Here is a 924-nt window from a genome sequence, read left to right as displayed (position 1 = left end):
TCCCTCACCCTGATCTTCCCGGGTCTCGCCGCGGATGCCCTGACCACGGTCTTCCCCGCGGACGAGCGGGAACTGACTTCTCTGATCTTCCCGGGTCTCGACCCGAAGACCCTGACCCTGATCTTCCCGGCGTTGGACGGCCTGAACATCCCCACCATCGCTCTTGCTGAAGGTTCTGTACCGAGTGGCCAGCAAGGGTCTGGCATTAGCGAGATTCTCAAGGGGCTCGATAAGGGAGATCAGTCAAGCGTTCGTACGGTTGGCTCGGAGGCTGAATTGCGATCACTTTATGACGAGCTGGCCCGAGGCGGGACTCCTGTAGAGTGGGGAAGTTACAAGGGTACGGCCGTACGTCATGCTGACGGGACGACAGTTGCCATCCGTTCGGATTCGAGGAGTGGAGGCTCGGCGATCGACATCCGCCTGCCGAACGGTGCTAAAAGAAAGGTCCATGTTCGATGAGTACATGGGACGATCGCACACTCATTGAGGATATTCTTGCGAACGGAGTCGATGACTGGGTCTACGCGGCATGGCTATACCAGATTGCGCAACGAAGTGCTCTGGTGGAGCCCAGGGATCTGCGTGCGCTTTCAATCGGTCTGATAGCCGAGGTGCTCACGTCTGGTCTGATGGTTGCCGGTGAATATGATGGTTCTGGTTTCCGTCAGTGGGAGTGCTCGACGGGGGAGGCGATAGTTCGAATCACGCAGGACTGGCTTGCGTGGGGGGACGAGGATCTTACTCCTGGAGCGGTTGTATGGCTGGATGTGACGCCTGCCGGTCAAGCAATAGGTGAGGCGGTCCTCGCTCGAGAGAAATGAACCGCATACAGGGAGGCGTTCGTAAACAGTAACTAAGCCTGGATGCACCGTCGTATGTGCCTGTCTGGCGCCCGGTTTGAACGCGAAAGTGTCCTTTGAG

General features: G+C 58.0%; 2 protein-coding genes. Both read left to right on the top strand.

The features are described 5' to 3' along the window. On the top strand, positions 1-462 hold a 462-nt coding region (locus AC5LSR_RS23980), incomplete at its 5' end, for a hypothetical protein (RefSeq protein WP_493469076.1). Then, the gene (locus AC5LSR_RS23975) at positions 459-824 is read left to right on the top strand and encodes a hypothetical protein (RefSeq protein WP_493469075.1); all 366 of its coding nucleotides are present in this window, start codon (positions 459-461) and stop codon (positions 822-824) included. The genes AC5LSR_RS23980 and AC5LSR_RS23975, both read left to right, overlap by 4 nt. Positions 825-924 lie beyond the last annotated feature (100 nt).

This window comes from Protofrankia sp. CiP1_Cm_nod4 (assembly GCF_982290645.1).
Note: the sequence above shows the minus strand (reverse complement) of the source record. Positions and strands in the feature narration are given on the sequence as shown.